This is a genomic window from Methylobacterium sp. WL18 (assembly GCF_008040015.1).
In the GTDB taxonomy this organism is placed as follows: Bacteria; Pseudomonadota; Alphaproteobacteria; order Rhizobiales; family Beijerinckiaceae; genus Methylobacterium; species Methylobacterium mesophilicum.
Genome location: NZ_VRVD01001194.1, coordinates 1 through 679 on the forward strand (window position 1 = coordinate 1; position 679 = coordinate 679).

1 pseudogene is annotated in these 679 nt (G+C 73.0%); it reads right to left on the reverse strand.

Annotated features, from left to right (window positions below):
• Positions 1-185: 185 nt before the first annotated feature.
• Positions 186-679, reverse strand: a pseudogene (locus tag FV228_RS31775) (aldehyde dehydrogenase (NADP(+))); the annotation flags it as partial.

Below are 679 nucleotides of genomic sequence, written 5' to 3' on the forward strand. Positions count from 1 at the left end.
CGCCAGCTCGAGGACGCTGTCCACGCCGGCCACGGCCCGAGCCTGGCCGTCCTGCAGCACCGCCACACCCCGCCGCCCGTCCGAGGCGCGGAATTGTAGGAGTGATTGCCCCATCTTGCGTTCTCCCAGGGCCGGCTTTGGCTGGGCCGGCTCGAAATCGGTGTGTGGCGGCGTGCGTTCGCGCGTCAGCGCTCGAAGGCCGGGCTGATCGTGCCGTCGACCCTGCGGGTGAGATGCCAGGGATTGTCCGGACGCAGGGGCTGCGGCAGCAGCGCGTCGGGCAGATCCTGGTAGCAGACCGGTCGCAGGAAGCGTTCGATGGCCAGGGTGCCGACCGAAGTAGTCCGCCCGTCGGAGGTGGCCGGGAACGGGCCGCCATGGACCATCGCGGGGGCGACCTCGACCCCCGTGGGCCAGCCGTTGGCCAGGATGCGGCCGACCTTGCGGGCCAGCGCCGGGACCAGGCCGGCGGCGATGTGCTCGTCCGCGCGGTCGAGATGCAGCGTCGCGGTGAGCTGGCCCGGCAGTGCGGCGATGATCCGATGGACCTCTTCGAGATCCGTGGCCGCCACCAGGATCGCCGCGGGGCCGAACATCTCGTCGGCGAGGCTGGGATCCGCCAGGAACCGCGCCCCGTCGGTGCGCAGCAGGGTGGCGGGTGCGCCGCCCGGTCCGGCGC